Raw genomic sequence first — 18,943 nt, 5'->3', positions numbered from 1 at the left:
ACCCGTCCACCGGGTGCCTCACGCGCGAAAACCTTTCGCTGCCAGAGTAATCCGTCCAAGGAGGCCTTCCGCGCCAGGGAGCGTTGCTTTACGCCCAGCGGACAGGACGTTTTAATACATCTCATGGGCCCCGACCAGCTGGACCTCGATGTTGCCGACCTCCGGATCTCGCGCGGCAGCGTGCCGGCCAGCACGCAACTCGCCGAAGCCCTCAAGGCGGCCATCGTCAGACAGCGCCTGCCGCGCGGGGCGCGATTGCCGACCGAGCGAGAACTCATCGATCGCACCCGCGTGAGCCGGGTGACCGTGCGCGCGGCGGTCGGACTCCTCGAACGACAGGGATGGCTGGTGCGAAAGCAGGGTCTGGGCACGTTCGTGGCCAACCCGGTGAAGCAAGGGCTCGGACCCGGCGTGCGCACCATCACCGAGGTGCTGGCCGAATCCGGAATCACGCCGAACGTCGACGTCCTGTCGCATCGCGTCGAAGACGCGCCGCAACGCATTGCCGAGGCGCTGGGGCTGTCCAAAGTCCTGTGTGTGCATAGGCGTTTTCGCGACGGTGACCAGCCGCTGGCCCTGATGATCGCCTACCTGCCACCTGGTTTGGGCAAGGCGGTGGAGCCACTGCTGAAGAGCGCGACCGATGAGCAGACCGCGCAGGCGATGGAAAGCACCTACACCATGTGGGAGCGGCGACTGGACGTTCCGATCGCCCGAGCCAACTATGAGATCCACGCGGCCGGCGCGTCGTTGGAGGTGGCCGGCGCTCTGAATCTGCCGCTGGGCTCTCCGGTGCTGGTGTTGGAACGCACCAGCTACAGCCGAGACGAAAAGCCGGTCGAGGTCGTGGAATTCCACTACCGTCCCGAGCGGTACAGGTTTTCGGTCACGCTACCGCGCACCGTGCCCGGCCCCAGCGCCGGCATCGTGGAACGGCGCGAGCCCACCTGAGCGGGGGTCAAACCACCGCCAGGCGACCTCACTCAGCGAATTCTCAACCGATTCTTCGGTGCCGCTTGGCTTTGCTCAAAGCATTCCCAAAGTCACAGGCCGCACCATCGACATCATGACGAGTGAGCAACTGTGCGCGAACCTGGTCGAACGTTACCTGCGCACCCGCGGGCGCCGCTATTTTCGGGGCCACCACGACGGCGAGTACTTCTTCGTCAGCAACGCTCCGCGGCGCTTGCATGTTCACTTCGAGATCTCTCCCGCGCACGACGACGTGCTGATCATCCGTGTCAGTCCCGCGTGCTACTTCCCCGCGGCCGATCGCTCCTGGGTGACCTATTTCTGCGATCGGTGGAACCGCCTTGATCGCCAGGTCACCGCGATCGTGCACGGTTCGTCGGACCCGCAGCGCATCGGCGTGATGGCCCGCAAGTCGCAATGGATCCGAAACGACGTCTCCTTCAACGATTTCGCTGCCTTCGTCGACCAGACCATCGCGGACGCCACCGAACTGTTCGAGGAGCTGAACCCCACGGTCGAATTGCCGCCCATGGAACGGCCGTTGCTGCGCGACGCCGGCTGAAGTACGGGCAGGCTACCTACCCGACGGAGCATCCGGGCGCGGGTCTCCCAGCCTGGCCCGGATCGCACCCCACGGGTCGGCATAGCATCCGGGCGCATCCCGATAGGCCGCGCGGCTTTTGAGGAACCGTCGAACAACGGGCGAAATCAGCCGCATCGGGTATCTCCGCCACCCGGCGGCGGCGCGCATCTCGGTGAGCATGTCCGGCCAGGAGTGGCGCTGGAATTGCAGAACCTCCTGGGCGCGAACCGTATCCATCCAGTCCGTGACAAACCAGTCGGTGTCGCTGTCCGGGTCGCCCGGCCGGCCGACGGGCAGGACATTGACCAGACCGCGGGCGGCGGCCAACGACTGACCGACCTGGCCTTGCCGAATCATGTGCGACTCGTCGCCGGCGATCAGCAGCGTCTCACCGGCGACGTCGGCGGTGACCGCAGCGGCGAACGCCCGCGCGACGTCGCGGACGTCGACGGTGTGAATGCGGCCATCGGCCGGCAGGGCACTTTCGAAGAACAATGCATCGACACTGAACGGCATGGGGTCCGGTTCGACACTGATCACCCCGGCCAGGCGCAAGATGACCCATTCGAGGTCCGACGCTCGGAGGTGCCGTTCCACTTCGGCCTTATGAGCGCCGTAGAGGTCGGCCGGGTTCATCGGGGAGTCCGGACGTAACAGCTCGTGATGCCGGTGCGGGTTGCGCGCGCCGTACACGGCATTGCTGGACGCCAGAACGAACCGCACCGGCTGACGTCTCGATTGCGCCGCGCGCAGCAACGTGACGGTGGCGTCGACGTTCACGCGGCGCCCCAGCGCGGGATGCCGATAGATCACCGGTGGGATCACCGCGGCCAGGTGAACGATGGCGGTGGGCGATGTCTCGGCGAGCAGTCGGTCCACCTGACCCGGAACGGTCAGATCCGCCCAGTGCGGCTCGGCGCCGGCCGGCAGTGCTCCCGCGGCTTTGCGCTGGGCGGCAGTGCCGAGGTCGGTCGCGACGACGCGATGGCCCTCGGCCACCAGGCGGCGCACCGTTTGCGAGCCGACGAGCCCGAAACCTCCGGTCACCACGACCTTTTCGGACATGCTCCCCCATTGACCGTTCGCCTCCACAGCAAACGGATATGACATTCTCTTAAATGGAGAGTAGCATATGTCACCTGGACGCTCAGGTTTGAGACTGGCGTCACACCGGCAACAAACAGCGAAGAGCAGGAGCAGACAGCGGGGAGCCATGGCGGGCAACGGTGTTGACGCGGCGGACAACCACGAGACCGCCAAATGGGATCCGGCTTTCACCGAACAGGTGGCGAAGGTGCTCGGACCGGCCATCAAGCGGTATTACCGGGCCGAGGTGCGAAACATCGACAACGTCCCGGCCTCGGGTGGGGTTCTGGTGGTCTCCAATCACTCCGGCGGAATGCTCACCCCGGATGTGCTGATCTTCTCCCCGGCCTTCTACAACAGGTTCGGCTACGACCGCCCGGTTTACACGCTGGGCCATTACGGGCTGTTCATGGGACCTTTAGACGGCTGGCTGCGCCGCCTCGGGGTCATCGAGGCCAGCCGCGAAAACGCCGCCACCGCCCTGCACTCCGGCGCGGTCGTGCTGGTATTCCCCGGCGGCGACTACGACTCCTACCGGCCGACCTTCGGTGCGAACACCATCGACTTCAATGGCCGCACCGGCTACGTGCGGACCGCCATCGAAGCCGGGGTGCCCATCGTGCCGACCGTATCCATCGGCGCCCAGGAGACCCAGCTGTTCCTGACCCGTGGGAACTGGCTGGCCCGCAAGCTGGGGCTAACCAAAGCGCGAATGGACATTCTGCCGATCAGCGTCGGGTTCCCGTTCGGTTTGAGCGTCATCTTCCCGCCCAATGTGCCCCTGCCGGCAAAGATTGTCACCGAGGTTCTCGAACCGGTCGACATCACCGCCCAGTTCGGCAACGACCCCGACGTTGACGAGGTCGACGCCCATGTACGCGCCGTCATGGAGGCCGCACTCGAGCGGCTCGCGGGCGAGCGCCGGTTCCCGATCCTGGGCTGACGGCGTCCGAGCCGCTGGAGGTGGCGTGTGAAGAGACTCAACGGCATGGACGCGATGCTGCTCTACAGCGAGACGCCCAACCTACACACGCACACGCTGAAGGTGGCCGTCATCGACCCCGCCGACTTCGACGGGGAATTCGGTTTCGAGGCCTTCCGCCGGCACGTGCGTCGTCGGCTTCACCTGCTAGAACCGTTGCGCTACAAGCTCGTTGACATCCCCTGGCATCTGCACCACCCCATGTGGCAGGAGAACTGCGACGTTGACCTGGACTATCACCTGCGGCGAGTGCAGGTACCCGCACCGGGCGGCCGGCGCGAGCTCGACCAGGTGATCGGCGAGGTGGCGTCGGTTCCCCTGGACCGCCGCCGGCCACTGTGGGAGTTTCATTTCGCCGAGGGTCTGGCCGGTGGCCGATTCGCCTTGATCGGCAAGGTTCACCATGCGCTGGCCGACGGCGTCGCGTCGGTCAACCTGCTGGCCCGTGCGATGGATCTGCGCGACGGCCTGACCGACGAGCGTGACAACGACGAGGCAGGCATCACTACGTCCAGCGCCGACCTGCTGCGTGCGGCGGCACGCGACCACGTCCGACAGATCGGCGCGCTGCCCGGCCTGCTCAGGGACGCAGCCGTCGGAATGATGCGAGTGCGCCGCCGGTCCCGGGAGCGCGGGGGCCACCCCGACCTGGCCGACGCGTTCGACGCACCACCGACCTTCCTCAACCATCTCGTCTCGCCGCAACGCCGCTTCGCCAGCACGTCGTTGTCGCTGCCGGAGGTGAAGGCGACGGCAAAGGCGTTGGGCATCACGGTGAACGACGTGGTGCTGGCCATGGCCACCGGCGGATTGCGAACGCTGTTGCTGGCTTATGACGGTGCGGCCGACCGCCCGATCATCGCCTCGGTGCCGACGGCCACCGACAAGTCCGACCGCATCACCGGCAATGAGATCAGCGGACTGATGGTCTCGCTGCCGGTACATGTGGGCGACCCCGTGGAGCGGGCCCGGCTGGTCGCCCTGGCCACCAAGATCGCGAAGGAGGACCACGAAGTCCTCGGCCCGGAGCTCTACGGGAAGATGATGTCCTACCTTCCGACCGCATTCGCCCCTGCCGCATTCCGGTGGTTGGGTCAGCGCGACGCGCCGAACAAACTGATGAACGTCGCGGTGTCCAGCGTGGTGGGGCCGCGTGAGCGGGGCCACTTCGGCGGCGCGGCGGTCACCGAAATCTATTCCACCGGTGTGCTGTCGCCCGGCGCCCCGGTCAACATCACCGTATGGAGTTACGTGGACCGGCTCGGCGTCGCGGTGCTCACCGACGACCAGACCTTCAACGATCCGCATGAGGCGACGGACGCCATCGGTGCGTCCTTTGCCGAATTACGCGACGTTGCAGGCGTTTTCGCTCAGCCGGCCAGCACGCCGTCCAGCACCGAATAGAACAGGCCAAGGCCGTCGTCGGACGGCCCGGTCAGCGCCTCGATGGCATGCTCGGGATGCGGCATCAAACCCACCACTCGGCCGTTGGCGGAACTGACCCCGGCGATGTCGTGCAGCGAACCGTTGGCGTTGTCGTGGTATCGGAACACCACCCGACCCTCGCCCTCGAGCTCCTCGATCACCTCGCCGGGCGCCACGTAGCGTCCCTCTCCCGATTTCAGCGGGACCAGCAAGTCGGCGTCGGGCTCGAAGCGCGATGTCCAGGCGGTCGAAGTCGAGGCCACCCGCAGCCACACGTCGCGGCAGATGAAATGCAGTCCCACATTGCGGGTCAGCGCGCCGGGCAACAGTCCGGCCTCGCAGAGCACCTGAAAACCGTTGCAAATGCCCAACACCGGCATGCCGCGCCGCGCGGCCTGGACCACCTCGGTCATCACCGGCGCGAACCGGGCGATCGCACCGGCCCGCAGGTAGTCGCCGTAGGAGAACCCGCCGGGCACCACCACGGCGTCGACGCTTTTGAGATCGGCGTCGGCGTGCCACAGGTTGACCGCCTCGGCACCGACCCGTCGCGCCGCACGGGCGGCGTCCACGTCGTCGAGCGTGCCGGGAAAGGTGATGATCCCGATGCGTGCCGTCACTGCTTCTCCCGGCTGATCGTCCAGTCTTCGATCACGGTGTTCGCCAACAGCGATTCCGCGATTTCGGCGAGCGCGGAATCGTCGACGCTGTCGTCCACCTCAAGCTCAAACCGCTTGCCTTGCCGCACTTCTGAGATTCCCGGATGTCCGAGGCGAGCCAGCGCGCCCACAATCGCTTGACCTTGCGGGTCGAGAATCTCCGCTTTGGGCATCACGCTCACGATCACCCGGGCCACCGGCGCTCCTCCTCAGTTGGCGTTTCCGGCGCCACTCTACCGGCGAAAGCGCAGCTCGGATCACGGGCACGACGCAATGTAGGCCTCGCAGAGGGGCGCGCTCATGGCATTGAGCACCGGATCGTCCGCCATCGCCGGCCAGGCTGTCTGCGGCGGCGCCGTGGACCAGAGCGTGAGCTCGCTGATCGTGCTGCTGGCCGGTTGGGCGAACACATAGGTGTGCATCACCACCGGACCGCTGATCACGGCGGCCATCCGATTCGCTTCGTCGGTGGTCAACGACGGTGACTCCTGCGGTGCGCGCTGCTGGCAGGCCCGTAGAGCCGCGACGGCATTGCTGAAGGCCGTGGTCGCGATGGTCCCCCCGCGGGCGGTGTCACCCCGCCAGTGCAGCACCTGGGCCTGCAGTTGCCACTGTCCGTCGGGATGCTGAACCGTCGAGCGAGCCGCGACGGCCGAATCGCGGGGATCCTGGGTTGTCGCCGGCGCGGCGCACAATTCCTCGAACCGGAACCGCGGGCCGGGGGCCGAACCGGTTGTCTGCACGGCCTGGCCGGCGAGGGCGGGCCAGTGGTAGACGGCGTCCAGCGGCACGGCATGCTGATCGATCCACGCGGTGTTCGGGATCCGATCGCACAGGCCCGGGCAAGTCTCCGGATCTGCGTGGGCGGGGATGACGACGATCAGAGCAACCGCAAAATTGCCGGCGACCAGGATCATGGCCAGAATCACGCGCGTCGGCAGCTTGTCCATCAAGGCACAATCGTAGATATGCAACTGACGCATTTCGGCCATTCGTGCCTACTTGCCGAGTTTGACCACACCCGCGTGCTCTTCGATCCCGGTACCTTCGCGCACGGTTTCGAGGGAATCACCGGCTTGACCGCCATCTTGATCACCCATCAGCACCCCGACCATGTCGACGCCAAACGGCTGCCGGCGTTGCTCGAGGGTAACCCGGATGCGGCGCTGTACGCGGACCCGCAGACCACCGCACAACTGGGCGCGCCATGCCGCGAGGTCCATGTCGGCGACGAGCTGCACATCGGCGAACTGACCGTTCGCGCCCTCGGCGGCAAACACGCGGTGATTCACCCGGAAATCCCTGTGATAGAGAACATTTCGTTTCTGGTGGGCGATGCCGACCATCGTGCCCGGTTGATGCATCCCGGTGACGCGCTTTTTGTGCCCGACGAGCCGGTGGACGTCCTGGCCACGCCGGCGGCCGCGCCCTGGATGAAGGTGTCCGAGGCGGTCGATTACCTGCGTGCCGTGGCTCCGCAGCGCGCCGCTCCCATTCACCAGGGAATCATCGCCCCGGATGCACGGGGGATCTACTACGGCCGGCTCACCGAGATGACCACCACCGACTTCCAGGTGCTGCCGGAAGAAAACGCCGTCACGTTCTAGCGGCGGGTGGCTCGGCGCCGGTTGCCCAGTGGCTACGCGATGTCGTCTGCGGCGCCGCGTCCGGCGGCGCGGCCGGAGAAGATGCAGCCGCCCAAGAACGTGCCTTCCAGGGCGCGGTAGCCGTGCACGCCGCCGCCACCGAACCCGGCAACCTCGCCGGCGGCATACAAACCGGTCAGCGGCGTGCCGTCGGCCTTCAGCACCCGTGCGGCGAGGTCGGTTTCGATGCCGCCCAACGTTTTTCTGGTCAGGATGTGCAGCTTGACCGCGATCATCGGTCCGGCCTTCGGATCAGTCAGCCGGTGCGGCGCCACCACCCGGCCCAGCCGATCGCCCAGATAGTTTCGCGCGGCATGGATCGCCGTGATCTGCCCGTCCTTGCTGAACTTGTTGGCCACCTCGCGATCGCGGGCGGTGACCTCGGCCTCCACCGTGGCGTAGTCCAGCGGCTGCACGTCGGGCAGCTTGTTCATCGCGGTCACCAACTCGCGCAGCGAGTTCGCGCTGACGAAGTCCACTCCCCGGTCGACGAACGCCTGCACCGGGCCCGGCGGCCCGGATCGGGCCCGGTTTCGCACCAGCTCGCGGATACTCTGTCCGGTCAGGTCCGGATTCTGCTCCTGGCCGGAGAGCGCGAACTCTTTCTCAATGATCTTGGCGTTCAACACAAACCAGGTGTAGTCGAACCCTGACTTGGTGATGTACTCCAATGTGCCCAGCGTATCGAAGCCGGGGTAGAGCGGGACCGGCAGCCGCTTGCCATTCGCATCGAGCCACAGCGACGAAGGGCCCGGGATGATCCGGATCCCGTGCAGCGGCCAAATCGGCTCGTAGTTGGTGATGCCCTCGGTGTAGTGCCACATCCGGTCGGGGTTGATCACCCGCGCGCCGGCCTGCTGCGAGATGGCGATCATCCGCCCGTCGACGTGCGCCGGCACCCCGCTCAGGAGTTGCTCGGGGACGCGGCCCATGCGCTTGGGCCAGTTCTTTCGCACCAGTTCGTGATTGGCGCCGATGCCACCACTCGTCACGATAACCGCGTCGGCACGAAATTCGAACTGTCCTACGCCTTTCCGCGATGAGGCGACCCCCCTGGGTGCGGCCGTGGGCTCCAGCACCGTGCCCCGGACGCCGGTCACCGCCTCGCCCTCGACGATCAACTCGTCGACCTGATGGCGGTGCGCGAAGCGCACCGATGAGCGGTCCCGCAGCTGCCGAGCGAAGATCTCGACGAGCGCGGGCCCGGTGCCCCAGGTGATGTGGAAGCGGGGAACCGAATTGCCGTGCCCCTGTGCGCCATACCCGCCGCGCTCGGCCCAGCCCACCAGCGGGAAAAGCTTGAGGCCCCGCGACCGCAGCCAACTGCGCTTCTCCCCGGCGGCGAAATCGACATAGGCGTGTGCCCATTGGCGTGGCCAGTAGTCCTCGGGACGATCGAAGGCAGCCGTGCCCAGCCAGTCCTGCAACGCGAGTTCATGGCTGTCGTGGATACCCAACCGGCGCTGCTCGGGGCTGTCGACGAAGAACAGGCCGCCGAAGGACCAAAAGGCCTGCCCACCCAGGTTGGCGCTGTTCTCCTGATCGACGATGAGCACCCGCCAGCCGCGATCCAGGAGTTCACAGGCGGCGACCAGGCCCGCCAGGCCAGCCCCGACGACGATCGCATCAGCGTCGAACCCCGCAACCGAAGAATCGCTCATGTCGGACCAGGGTAGTGCCCCGACGCCCAGGTCAGGCAGTCGCCGGCTCAGGCGGCGTCGAGTACCGCCCTGGCCGGCTCCCACCGATACACGGTGGGTGTGCAGCCGTGCATCAATGCCAAGTCGACCGCGTCCACCATGGCCTGCAGCGGCCCGGGTTTGCGCAGGTGGCGCGCCGCAACCGCAACCCGCACCACGCCGCCGCGCCGAGCGATCCGCTCGGCGGACAGCACCACCATCCGGCACCACCACGGCTCGGTGAGGAAGCCCTCGCCGATGCCCAGGACGCGCGCGCGGACCGTGCTGTGACGAACCAGGTCGGTGATCCCATGCAGATCGGCCAGTAACCGGAATCCGTTGTCCGGCAATGCTTTGACGACGCCGGGTGACACCACCCAGCCGGGCGCCGCGAACAGTCGGGTACGCAGCCCGAGGTGCTCGAGCACCCGGTCCGCGGCCATCAACCGCAGGTTGGCCTCATGCGCCCGCAGGATAGCGAATTCGCCGCGACGCTTCTTGGTGGCCGCGTCGTCATAGCCGTGCAGAACGATGGCGTCACCGCCGGTGCGACGGTTGGTCAGCCACTCGACGGTTCCCGGGTCGTGGTCGAGCCGGTAGTCGCCGGACAGGCGGGGAGCCACGAGTAACGACACCGGTACCTTGCGGGCATCCATTTGCGTGCAGAACGCCTCGACGTCGGGCAGGGTGCGTTCCCCGATCCCCGAGACCGAGACGATCAATTTTCCAGACACACCAGCAGTTTGCCGATCCCAAGTGTCGGAATGGTGAAGGACACGCAGACGGCAGGCGTATACGCCCTCGCGAGCAAAAGATTTCGGCGGCCGCCGACCTGCCCAGACCGCAACCGCCGCGAGATCAGTTCGATATGCTAAGCAACGCCATGGACGAGGCCTCCTACGCAGCGGCCAAAACGCCGCTGCCACACGCTCCCGCCGGACAGCCGGGCGCCGAGGCGCGGGTATATCCCGACAAGCTCGATGCGCCACTGTTGCGGATCTCCGGTGTGTGCGTCTTGGCCACTGTGATGGCGATCCTGGATGTCACTGTCGTCAGCGTCGCGCAGCGCACGTTCATCGACCAATTCGCGTCCACGCAGGCCGTCGTCGCCTGGACGATGACCGGCTACACGCTCGCCTTGGCGACCGTGATCCCGATAACCGGCTGGGCGGCCGACCGGTTCGGCACCAAACGGCTCTTCATGGGTTCGGTGCTGGCCTTCATGATGGGCTCGCTGCTGTGTGCGATCGCCGCAAACATATTGCAGCTCATCGTCTTTCGCGTGGTACAGGGGGCCGGCGGCGGCATGCTGCTGCCGTTGGGTTTCATGATCATGACGCGCGAAGCGGGCCCGGGGCGGCTCGGGCGCCTGATGTCGATACTGAGCATCCCGATGCTGTTGGCCCCGATCGGGGGGCCGATCCTGGGCGGCTGGCTGATCGACGCCTCGAGTTGGCGGTGGATCTTCCTGATCAATGTGCCGATCGGGGTTCTCACCATCGCGCTGGCCGCCGTCGTCTTCCCGCGGGATCACCCGGCGCGGTCGGAGACCTTCGACACCGTCGGGGTGCTGCTGCTCTCGCCGGGCCTGGCGACGTTTTTGTTCGCGGTGTCGTCCGTCCCGGGCCGCGGCACCGTGGCCGACCGCCACGTGCTGATACCGGCGATCATCGGGCTGGCACTGATCGCGGGATTCGTCGCGCACGCGTGGCAGCACGCCGACCATCCCCTGATAGACCTGCGGCTATTCCGCAATCCCGTGCTCACGCACGCCAACGTGACGATGCTGGTCTTCGCCGGCGCATTCTTCGGCGCGGGCCTGCTGGTTCCCAGCTACTTCCAGCAGGTGGTGCACCAAACGCCGATGCAGGCGGGCGTGCACATGATTCCTCAGGGGCTCGGCGCCATGTTGACCATGCGGCTGACCGGACCGCTGGTGGACAGGCAGGGCCCGGGCAAGATCGTGCTGGTCGGGATCGCGCTGATCACCGCCGGCCTGAGCACCTTCGCGTTCGGGGCCGCCACCCAGGCGCATTATCAACCCACGCTGCTGGTCGGGCTGGCGATCATGGGCCTGGGCATGGGCTGCACGATGATGCCGCTGTCGGTGGCCTCGGTCCAGGCGCTGGCGCCCCATCAGATCGCCCGGGGAACGACGCTGATGAGCGTCAGTCACCAGGTGGGCGGCTCGATCGGAACCGCGCTCATGTCGATGATCCTGACGAACCAGTTCAATCGGAGCCCCAACATCGTCGCGGCGAACAAGCTCGCCGCCCTGCATCAGAGGGCGGTCGCCGACGGCGTGCCGGTTGACCAGTCCGCAATACCCCCGCAGTCGCTGGACCCCGGATTTTCCAGCGATCTGGTGCACGACCTGTCACACGCGTATACCGCGGTGTTCGTGATTGCCGTCGTGCTGGTGGTGTGCACCCTGGTTCCGGCGTGGTTCCTGCCGAAGGAGCCGGCAAGCGAAACGGTTGGCGAATAGCGCGATCGTCCCCGCGGCCGCTGACCGGATTGGGTTGCTTACACCGACGACTGGGCCTCGGCGGCGGCTAATAGCCACGCGTATTGAAAGGCGGTCTCCTCCCAGCCCTTGTATCGGCCGCTGACGCCGCCGTGTCCGGCGTTCATCTGGGTCTTCAGCAGGACCGGATTACCGTCAGCGTTGGCGTGTCGCAGCGCCGCAACCCACTTGGCCGGCTCCACGTAGTAGACCCTCGTGTCATTCAGCGACGTCATCGCAAGAATCGCCGGATACCGCCTGGCCTCGACATTCTCATACGGCGAATAGGACTTCATGTATGCGTAAACATCCTTGTCCGCCAACGGGTTTCCCCACTCGTCCCACTCGGTGACGGTCAACGGCAACGCGGGATCCAGGATGGTGGTCAGCGGGTCGACGAATGGGACCATCGCGAGTATGCCGGCGAAGAGCTCCGGCGCCAGATTGGCCACCGCCCCCATCAACAAGCCGCCGGCGCTGCCCCCCAACGCCACCAGGCGGCGCGCCCCGGTGACGCCTGAATCCACCAAATACCTTGCGACCGCGACGAAATCGGTAAAGGTGTTCTTCTTCTCCAAAAGCTTTCCGTGCTCGTACCACAGCCGGCCCATCTCACCGCCGCCACGCACGTGGGCGATGGCGAACACCATGCCGCGGTCCAGCAGCGACAGCCGGGCGATCGAAAAGCTCGGGTCGGTGCACAGCTCGTAAGCTCCGTAACCGTAAAGCAATGCGGGTGCCGGGAATTCGAGGTCAGCGCGGTGCACGATGGACACCGGGATGCGGGTGCCGTCGTCGGCCACCGCCCAGTCGCGCCGTTCCACGTACTCGTCGGTCCGGTAGTCGCCGAGTACGGGCTGCTCGCGCAGCAAGGTGCGTTCACCGGTGGCGAGGTCGATGTCGAAGACGCGCGCCGGGATGACCAGCGAACCCGCCCTGATCCGCAGCTTGGGCGCCGCCCAATTCGGGTTGCCGGCCGGACCGGCCGTCATCAGCTCGGAATCGAACGAAATCTCCTCGGGCTGTGCGTATGTGCCGTCCGCGTTGATGGGCCACAGCTGCATCCGGGGCAGTGCCTCGCGCCGATAGCTGACGACCAGGAGGCCGGCGAAAGCGTCCACCCCATCGAGCCGGACGTCGTCGCGGTGCGGGATCAGGGTGCGCTGCTGCGCCGGATCGCTGACCGGCGCCTCGGTGAGGGTGAAGTTGACCGCGCCGTCGTTGTGCAGGATCAAGAACCGGTCCTGCCCGCCGATGACCGCGTGCTCGACCGAGTACTCGACGCCTTCGCGGCGGGGCAGCACGACGGTGAAGTGGGCCTGCGGATCGGCGGCGTCGGCGTAGCGATACTCGGAGGTGATCGAGGACCCCGAGGCGATGAAGACGTAGGCCTCGCTGCGGGTGAGCCCCACGCCGAGCCAATACTTCTCGTCCGCTTCGTGATACACCAGCTCCGACTCGTCGCCGGAGCCCACCCGATAACGCCACACTTTGTCGGGGCGGTGGGCGTCGTCCAGGGTCAGGTAATACACGGTGCGGTTGTCGGCTGCCCACGTCGCACCAGCCCCGATGTCGGCGATCTCGTCGGGATACAGCTCGCCGGTGCGTAAGTCCTTGAACCGCAACGTGTATCGTTCATCGCCGAGGGTGTCGACCGAGTAGGCCAGCAGATTCCCATCCAGACTCACCGTCGCGGCGCCCAGGGAGAAGAACTCGTGGCCCTCGGCTTCGGCATTGGAATCGAGCAGAACCTGCTCGCCCGGGATCTCGGTGTTCTCGTCCAGGATCGGCGGATCCCAGTCATCGGAATCACGTATCGGACAACGGCATTGGACGCGGTACTGCTTGCCCTCATAGGTGCGCGCGTAGTACCACCACTCGCCCTGCCGCGTCGGAACCGAGAGGTCCGTCTCCTTGGTGCGCGCCTTGATCTCGTCGAAAATCTGTCGCCGCAGCGGTTCGAGGTGCGCGGTCATCTGGTCGACGTAGGCGTTTTCCGCCTCGAGGTGGGCGATGACTTCGGGGTTGGTCTTTTCGCGCAGCCACTCGTACGGGTCGATGAAGACGTCGCCGTGATGCTCCCGCCGACTCTCCACCCGCTTGGCGACCGGGGGCACCGACCCGTCCAGGTTCACATCTGTCATGCGCTGGGACCGATCCACTCGTCGAAGCTCAGACCGGAAATGCGTTCGTAGGCTTCGATGTACCGATCACGGGTGGCGCCGATGATGTATTCGGGCAGCGGCGGCGGCGGCTGTGAGCCGTGGCGGTCCCAGCCTGACTCGGGGCCGGTCAGCCAGTTGCGGACGAACTGCTTGTCAAAACTGTTCTGGACGACGCCGACCTGGTACTCGTCGGCCGGCCAGTACCGCGACGAATCCGGTGTGAATATCTCGTCGGCCAGCAGCAGGTTGCCGTCGCGGTCAGTGCCGAACTCGAACTTGGTGTCCGCGATGATGATTCCCTTCCGCAGCGCGTGATCGGCGGCCTGAACGTAGATCTGTAACGTACGGTCGCGCAGCTGGTTGGCGGTTACGCCGCCGACCATTTCGATCACCCGCGCGAAGGGGATGTTTTCGTCGTGGTCGCCCAACGCGGCTTTCGTCGCGGGGGTGAACAGTGGTTCGGCGAACTTGCTGGCTTCGACCAGTCCCGGCGGCAGCGCGATGCCGCAGACCTTTCCGGTCGCCTGGTAGTCCAGCAATCCCGAGCCGGTCAGGTAACCCCGCGCCACGCATTCCACGGGAAGCATGTCCAGCTCGCGCACCACCAGCGCGCGGCCCAGGACCCCGTCGGGGACGCGTGGGTCGTCCGGCGGCCCGGCCAGATGGTTAAGGGCGTCCACGAGTCCGAAGAAGAAGACGCTCATCGCGGTGAGGATGCGGCCCTTGTCCGGGATGGTGCTGTCCAGGACGAAGTCGTACGCCGAGATCCGGTCGGTCGCGACGAGCAGCAGGTGATCGTCGTCGACGCGATACAGCTCACGGACCTTGCCGCTGGCCAGATGCTGGTAGTCGGACAGTGCAGGCATCCGGCCAGCCTATCGGGCACCCGCAAACGGGCTTTGTGCTGGGATCGGGGCTATGACATCGCGGTTTCTGCCCTACTCCACCAGGCCCGGCCGGCTGGCGGTCCAGCTGTTCAGCGACCTTACCGTCGTCTTGTGGACGGTGCTCTGGCTGCTCGTCGGGCTGGCGGTCTACGACGCCATCGCGACGATCGCCGACGCCGGCCGGCAGGTCGAGAGCGGCGCGCACGGCATCGCCGGCAATCTCGCCTCCGCCGGCCACGGCGCCCAGCACATTCCCGTGGTGGGCGACACGGTGAGCAAGCCGCTCAACTCGGCCAGCCAGGCCGCGCTGGACATCGCGGGCGCGGGCCACGACCTGGACACCGCGGCGAGTTGGCTCGCGGTGCTGCTGGCCATGGCGGTTGTTGCGGTGCCGATCCTCGTGGCGGTGCTCCCGTGGTTGTTTCTGCGGCTGCGATTCTTTCGGCGCAAGTTGACGGTGACCGCTCTGGCCGCGACCCCGGCCGGTGCGCAACTGCTTGCGCTGCGCGCGCTGACCAATCGTGCGCCCCGGAAGTTGGTCGCCGTCAGCGCGGATCCGGTCGGCGGATGGCGCCGGGAGGATCCGGCCACCATCGGGGCCCTGGCCGCGCTCGAGCTACGGTCGGCCGGTATCGCGATTCGCGGGAGTTAGCAGCAACCGCCGCGACAAGAGCAGCAGCCCGGCGAAGACCACAGTGAGCCACGCGGCCAGCGCATCCCAGAAGAAGACCAGCGAAACGGTGAGCAGCGGGTGCCGGCCCAGCTCGACCGCCATGGCGAAACTGGCCGCGGAGTACATGCCCAGCGGAAACACGAACGCCCACCACACACCGGTGAATTGCAGCATGTTGGGATGACGCCGGATGCGGTGCAGCGCAAAGTAGATCAGCGGCGGTATCCACAGGGTGGCCGTCACCCAGGTCACGATGCTGACCGCGCGCACCGGCCCGGCCAGCCAGGCGGGAGCCACGGCGTGGATGGTGTCGCCGGCCAGCGTCGCGATCGCCATGCCGCCCATCAAAATCCAGGTGTCCGGTTCGAAGCCGTCGCGGTCCTGGCGTTCGTTGACGACACGCGACATGGTCAGCGACGTCATCAGGCCGTAGATGCACAGCGCCGCCACCCACCCGGCCACGGCCACCGCCAGCCACCAGTGATGGCCAGTCTGCCGGGCCGCCCGGGCGATCACGATCGCCAAGCCGGAAGTGCCGACGCTGGCCAGCTGCCAGGGGCCGTGGGCGCGGTCGCGCAGCTCCGTCCACCGATGCGCCAACATGTTTCGCGCGCTGAGCAGGATCAGCACCAGCCAGGCTGCCAGCGCGACCACGCCGAGCACGCGCGCCACCCACACCTTGGACGACAGGCGCGCGTCGATCACCGCGCAGGCGGCGACGAAGGTGATCAGTCGCAGGGTGACGTCGGGATCGGTCAGATCCCATCGCAACGTCTGGCCGGGGATGGCGGCCTTCGCGACGACCAGGGCAACCAGAAACAACAGCCCGACCGTGGCAATGACACCCATCGTGTCGCTGATCAACGGGTACCCGTGATCGTGCGCCCCGATCGACAAGATTCCGGTTGCCATCACCGCGGCGAACACATCGGGTGAGGGCTCGACCTCAGCAAACCGGATCGTCACGGTTCTTCGCGGAGCTCCACGACGAGGTGCCGGATGCCGGTGTGCCGATTGCTGCGAGTCCATTCGACGGGCCGGACAACCTGGACCCCGCCGAACCGAGACAGCAGCTCCTCGAACAACACCCGCAGTTCCAGCCGCGCCAGATTGGCACCCAGGCAATAGTGCACTCCCTGACCGAATCCCAGGTGCGGATTCGGCTTTCGGGAGATATCGAATTCGTCCGCGTTCTCGAAGGCGCCGGCGTCGCGATTCGCCGATCCTTCCCAGATCTGTATCTTCTGCCCCGCCTCGATCGGCTGCCCGGCCAGCGTGACGTCGCGGGTGGCGGTGCGGCGCTTGGAGGGCGACGGCGATGTCCACCGCACCATCTCCTCGACGGCCGTGGGCAGCGCATCGAGATCGTCGCGCAGCGATTGCAATTGGTGCGGATGGTGGGCCAACGCCAGCAGGCCGCCCGCGACCGCGTTGCGCGTGGTCTCCGCGCCGGCGCTGAACAACAGACTGAAGAACAGGTACAGCTCGAGGTCGGACAGGGCCGATCCGCCATGGCCGTCAGACTCATCCAGCATCGCGTTCGCCACGACCGACAACATGTCATCGGTCGGGTTCTCGCGCTTGGCCGCGATCAACTGCTGACCGTACAGATACATCCGCGATCCGGCCTCTTCGACAGAGAGTTGCGACAGCGCGGCCTTGCGTGAGCCGCCGAAGTCGAATTGCGGCTCGATCGCCTCGAACAGCCAATGCCGTTCGGATTCAGGAACTCCCAGCAGGATGCAGATCATCTGCATCGGCAATTCCGCGGCGATGTCGACCAGGAAATCGAACGGCTCGCCCGGCACCACCGCGTCCAGCAATCGGCGCGCCCTGCTCCGCAGGTCATCCTCGACCAGCCTGATCATCCGCGGTGTCAGCCCCGAGCTGACCAACCGCCGAATCTGTGAATGCCGTGGATCGTCCATCATGTTGAGCACCTGACCCGCGATCGCCAGATCCTGCAACAGCGTGCCGCCGTACGGCCGCGGGCCACCGGTGACCGATGAATACGTCACCGGGTCCTTCAGCACCTCAAGCGTTTCCGCGTAGGTGGCCACCGACCAGAAGCCTTCACCGTCGGGGGTGTTGTCGGTCGGTGCGTGCCAGTACACCGGCGCCTCGCGACGATGGATCGCGAACAGATCGTGCGGAAATCCTTCTGCGAAGTTGTCCAGATCGGTGAAGTCGATCTCGGCGAGCGCCCCGGCCAGCGTCACAGGATCGCGCCCGGGGCGTACTTGGCCGCGTCCGGATAGGTGTTCACCAGCGCATCCACCTGCGCCGCCACCTCGTCCACCTGATCACCGGCGGCACCGGTGAATGCCTTCTTGTCGGCCAGCGCGGCGTCCAGCGTGGCCCGGTCCAGTGGCAGCCGATCGTCGGCCGCCAGGCGCTCCAGCAGATCGGGCTCCGCCCCGTGTTCGCGCATGGCCAGCGCCGCGGCCACCGCGTGCTCGCGGATCACGTGATGCGCGGTCTCGCGCCCCACGCCGGCGCGCACCGCGGCGATCAACACCTTGGTGGTGGCCAGGAACGGCAGGTAGCGATCCAGCTCGCGGCCGATCACCGCCGGATAGGCGCCGAACTCGTCGAGCACCGTCAGGAAGGTCTCGATCTGCCCATCGATGGCAAAGAAGCTGTCCGGCAACGCCACTCGGCGCACCACCGAACAGAACACGTCGCCCTCGTTCCACTGCGCCCCCGCCAGTTCGGCCGCCATCGAGGCGTAACCGCGCAGCACGACCTGAAGACCGTTGACCCGCTCGCAGCTGCGGGTGTTCATCTTGTGCGGCATGGCCGAGGAGCCGACCTGTCCGGGCGCGAATCCCTCGGTCACCAGTTCATGCCCGGCCATCAGCCGGATGGTGTGAGCCATCGACGACGGCCCCGCGCCCAGCTGCACCAGCGCCGAAAGCACGTCGTGGTCCAGCGAACGCGGATATACCTGCCCGACGCTGGTCAATACCGTTGCGAAACCCAGGAATTCGGCTACCCGCCGCTCGAGCTCGGCGAGCTTGGCCGCGTCACCGTCCAACAGGTCGAGCATGTCCTGCGAGGTGCCCATCGGGCCTTTGATGCCGCGCAGCGGGTAGCGGTCGATCAATTCGCGCAGCCTGGTCAACGCGATCAGCGTTTCCTGAGCCGCCGACGCGAACCTCTTGCCCAACGTGGTGGCCTGCGCGGCGACGTTGTGGCTGCGCCCGGCCATCACCAGGTCGCGGTAGGCCACGGCCCGCTCGGCGAGCCGAGCGGCGACCGCCACGCCGTGACCGAACACCAGCTCCAGCGAGCGCCGAATCTGCAGCTGCTCCACGTTCTCGGTCAGGTCGCGACTGGTCATGCCCTTGTGCACGTGCTCATGACCGGCCAGCGCATTGAACTCTTCGATCCGCGCCTTGACGTCATGGCGCAGCGCCCGTTCGCGGTCCGCGATCGACGCCAGGTCGACGTCCTCGACCACCCGCTCATAGTCGGCGACGGCTTCGGCAGGGACCGCAACGCCCAGTTCCGCCTGCGCGCGCAGCACCGCCAGCCACAATCGCCGCTCGGCGACCACCTTGGCCTCCGGCGACCAGATCGCGACCATCTCGGCACTGGCATACCGAGTGGCCAGCACATTCGGAATGCTCACTTGGTCCTCACGAACACACAGCTTACGGTCGCGCTCGTAGCCTATG

18 protein-coding genes are annotated in these 18,943 nt (G+C 66.6%); 7 read left to right on the top strand and 11 right to left on the bottom strand.

What is annotated here, in order from left to right; translation table 11 throughout:
* Positions 1 to 123: 123 nt before the first annotated feature.
* Together AC5Y4H_RS16860 and AC5Y4H_RS16855 are read left to right on the top strand one after the other, a co-directional pair.
* Positions 124 to 951 carry an Rv0792c family HTH-type transcriptional regulator gene (locus AC5Y4H_RS16860; RefSeq protein ID WP_499983321.1) on the top strand — a complete coding sequence of 276 codons (828 nt, stop codon included), beginning with the start codon at positions 124 to 126 and terminating at the stop codon, positions 949 to 951.
* Between the two features lie 115 nt (positions 952 to 1,066).
* The gene (locus AC5Y4H_RS16855) at positions 1,067 to 1,534 is read left to right on the top strand and encodes a YbjN domain-containing protein (protein WP_499983318.1); all 468 of its coding nucleotides are present in this window, start codon (positions 1,067 to 1,069) and stop codon (positions 1,532 to 1,534) included.
* Positions 1,535 to 1,546: 12 nt separating this feature from the next.
* On the opposite strand, the gene AC5Y4H_RS16850 is transcribed toward AC5Y4H_RS16855, so the two are convergent.
* Positions 1,547 to 2,620 carry an NAD-dependent epimerase/dehydratase family protein gene (locus AC5Y4H_RS16850; protein WP_499983315.1) on the bottom strand — a complete coding sequence of 358 codons (1,074 nt, stop codon included), beginning with the start codon at positions 2,618 to 2,620 and terminating at the stop codon, positions 1,547 to 1,549.
* A gap of 148 nt (positions 2,621 to 2,768) precedes the next feature.
* On the opposite strand from AC5Y4H_RS16850, the gene AC5Y4H_RS16845 reads away from it, so the two are divergent.
* Both AC5Y4H_RS16845 and AC5Y4H_RS16840 read left to right on the top strand, forming a co-directional pair.
* The gene (locus AC5Y4H_RS16845; protein WP_499983314.1) at positions 2,769 to 3,584 is read left to right on the top strand and encodes a lysophospholipid acyltransferase family protein; all 816 of its coding nucleotides are present in this window, start codon (positions 2,769 to 2,771) and stop codon (positions 3,582 to 3,584) included.
* A gap of 27 nt (positions 3,585 to 3,611) precedes the next feature.
* On the top strand, positions 3,612 to 5,027 hold the full coding sequence (locus tag AC5Y4H_RS16840; protein ID WP_499983313.1) for a WS/DGAT/MGAT family O-acyltransferase: 1,416 nt from the start codon (positions 3,612 to 3,614) through the stop codon (positions 5,025 to 5,027).
* Here AC5Y4H_RS16840 and purQ read toward each other — a convergent pair.
* From purQ to AC5Y4H_RS16825, 3 genes are read right to left on the bottom strand one after another with little or no spacing between them, the layout of a single operon-like run.
* Positions 4,994 to 5,668, bottom strand: a complete 675-nt coding sequence (gene purQ, locus AC5Y4H_RS16835) for a phosphoribosylformylglycinamidine synthase subunit PurQ (protein ID WP_499983312.1) — start codon at positions 5,666 to 5,668, stop codon at positions 4,994 to 4,996. The genes AC5Y4H_RS16840 and purQ overlap by 34 nt on opposite strands.
* Positions 5,665 to 5,904, bottom strand: coding sequence for a phosphoribosylformylglycinamidine synthase subunit PurS (purS, locus tag AC5Y4H_RS16830; protein WP_499983311.1), 240 nt, complete (start codon positions 5,902 to 5,904; stop codon positions 5,665 to 5,667). The genes purQ and purS overlap by 4 nt, the downstream gene beginning before the upstream one ends.
* A gap of 60 nt (positions 5,905 to 5,964) precedes the next feature.
* Positions 5,965 to 6,699, bottom strand: coding sequence for an ATPase (locus AC5Y4H_RS16825; RefSeq protein WP_499983310.1), 735 nt, complete (start codon positions 6,697 to 6,699; stop codon positions 5,965 to 5,967).
* Between AC5Y4H_RS16825 and AC5Y4H_RS16820 the strand changes: the two genes are divergently transcribed.
* Entirely contained in the window at positions 6,676 to 7,314 is a 639-nt protein-coding gene (locus AC5Y4H_RS16820) for an MBL fold metallo-hydrolase (protein WP_499983309.1), read from the top strand. The genes AC5Y4H_RS16825 and AC5Y4H_RS16820 overlap by 24 nt on opposite strands.
* Positions 7,315 to 7,346: 32 nt before the next feature.
* Here AC5Y4H_RS16820 and AC5Y4H_RS16815 read toward each other — a convergent pair whose 3' ends face one another.
* The gene (locus tag AC5Y4H_RS16815; protein ID WP_499983308.1) at positions 7,347 to 9,014 is read right to left on the bottom strand and encodes an FAD-binding dehydrogenase; all 1,668 of its coding nucleotides are present in this window, start codon (positions 9,012 to 9,014) and stop codon (positions 7,347 to 7,349) included.
* 47 nt (positions 9,015 to 9,061) lie between these two features.
* Complete coding sequence (locus AC5Y4H_RS16810) at positions 9,062 to 9,766, bottom strand: DUF2334 domain-containing protein (protein WP_499983307.1); 705 nt, start codon at positions 9,764 to 9,766, stop codon at positions 9,062 to 9,064.
* Positions 9,767 to 9,900: 134 nt separating this feature from the next.
* Here AC5Y4H_RS16810 and AC5Y4H_RS16805 point away from each other — a divergent pair, with 134 nt between their 5' ends.
* On the top strand, positions 9,901 to 11,520 hold the full coding sequence (locus AC5Y4H_RS16805) for a DHA2 family efflux MFS transporter permease subunit (RefSeq protein ID WP_499983306.1): 1,620 nt from the start codon (positions 9,901 to 9,903) through the stop codon (positions 11,518 to 11,520).
* 38 nt (positions 11,521 to 11,558) lie between these two features.
* On the opposite strand, the gene AC5Y4H_RS16800 is transcribed toward AC5Y4H_RS16805, so the two are convergent.
* Both AC5Y4H_RS16800 and AC5Y4H_RS16795 read right to left on the bottom strand, forming a co-directional pair.
* On the bottom strand, positions 11,559 to 13,682 hold the full coding sequence (locus AC5Y4H_RS16800) for a S9 family peptidase (RefSeq protein WP_499983305.1): 2,124 nt from the start codon (positions 13,680 to 13,682) through the stop codon (positions 11,559 to 11,561).
* Positions 13,679 to 14,569 (bottom strand): phosphoribosylaminoimidazolesuccinocarboxamide synthase, encoded by an 891-nt coding sequence (locus AC5Y4H_RS16795; RefSeq protein WP_499983304.1) that lies wholly within the window; start codon positions 14,567 to 14,569, stop codon positions 13,679 to 13,681. Before AC5Y4H_RS16795 ends, AC5Y4H_RS16800 begins: the two co-directional genes overlap by 4 nt.
* Before the next feature lie 52 nt (positions 14,570 to 14,621).
* Here AC5Y4H_RS16795 and AC5Y4H_RS16790 point away from each other — a divergent pair, with 52 nt between their 5' ends.
* Positions 14,622 to 15,242, top strand: a complete 621-nt coding sequence (locus tag AC5Y4H_RS16790; RefSeq protein ID WP_499983303.1) for a hypothetical protein — start codon at positions 14,622 to 14,624, stop codon at positions 15,240 to 15,242.
* Here AC5Y4H_RS16790 and AC5Y4H_RS16785 read toward each other — a convergent pair.
* The 3 genes from AC5Y4H_RS16785 to purB are packed head-to-tail and all read right to left on the bottom strand — an operon-like array spanning position 15,207 to position 18,897.
* Entirely contained in the window at positions 15,207 to 16,229 is a 1,023-nt protein-coding gene (locus tag AC5Y4H_RS16785) for a tellurite resistance/C4-dicarboxylate transporter family protein (RefSeq protein WP_499983302.1), read from the bottom strand. The genes AC5Y4H_RS16790 and AC5Y4H_RS16785 overlap by 36 nt on opposite strands.
* Positions 16,226 to 17,482, bottom strand: coding sequence for a cytochrome P450 (locus AC5Y4H_RS16780; protein ID WP_499983301.1), 1,257 nt, complete (start codon positions 17,480 to 17,482; stop codon positions 16,226 to 16,228). The genes AC5Y4H_RS16785 and AC5Y4H_RS16780 overlap by 4 nt, the downstream gene beginning before the upstream one ends.
* Positions 17,479 to 18,897: an adenylosuccinate lyase gene (gene purB, locus AC5Y4H_RS16775; RefSeq protein ID WP_499983300.1), complete on the bottom strand. Its 1,419-nt coding sequence runs from the start codon at positions 18,895 to 18,897 to the stop codon at positions 17,479 to 17,481. Before purB ends, AC5Y4H_RS16780 begins: the two co-directional genes overlap by 4 nt.
* Positions 18,898 to 18,943 lie beyond the last annotated feature (46 nt).

The organism is Mycobacterium sp. NGS58 (genome assembly GCF_059812385.1).
This window is presented reverse-complemented; position numbering and strand designations above follow the sequence as displayed.